General features: G+C 37.9%; 1 protein-coding gene. It reads right to left on the bottom strand.

Annotated elements, in window-relative coordinates:
- Positions 1 to 170: cadmium resistance transporter (locus GMD4S_RS12560; protein ID WP_008292294.1), on the bottom strand; the 170-nt coding region annotated here is incomplete at its 3' end.
- Positions 171 to 610 lie beyond the last annotated feature (440 nt).

Raw genomic sequence — 610 nt, 5'->3', positions numbered from 1 at the left:
GCAACTAAACTCGCCCCTACAAGTAAGCCTGTTCCTAGATATTGCCCCGCATAAATATGCCATTTCTGTTTATTCTGTGATAGCTGTGCAAATAAAATAATTAAAATAATTAAATAATCGATACTGGTGGAAATATAAACACCAATAGCAGATATGATTGTCTGTCCCATAAAAACCTCCTGTATTAGTCAGTAATAAATCAGTAGATTTTAGGAGAGCACAGACACATTAATTTAGCTATCGCTAGTGGGTAATGTCGAACGTAGGAAAGCATTTTACTCCTCCTCAAAACGTAGTTACAAAGTAATTTCTAACTGGAATTCGGTGACTACTTCCATGTAAAGTATAACATACTATACTTTACTTCGTAAAGTGTGGGCTCTCCGAGGGGGCTTGCAGACAGTTACTCGGCTTGAAAAGCCGAGTAACTGCGCACCTTCATGGTGTCATTAGCTGATACCATTTGAGGTTTTTGTAGTCTCCAAAATTATGACCGATAAAACTAGATAAAGAAGGGAGCACCTACTAAGGCTGTTTTTGTAGTCTCCAAAATTATGACCGATAAAACGAAATGATTAAGACATACCCTGACGGCTTGGTTTTTGTAGTC

It is taken from the genome of Streptococcus sp. GMD4S (assembly GCF_000296955.1).
This window is presented reverse-complemented; position numbering and strand designations above follow the sequence as displayed.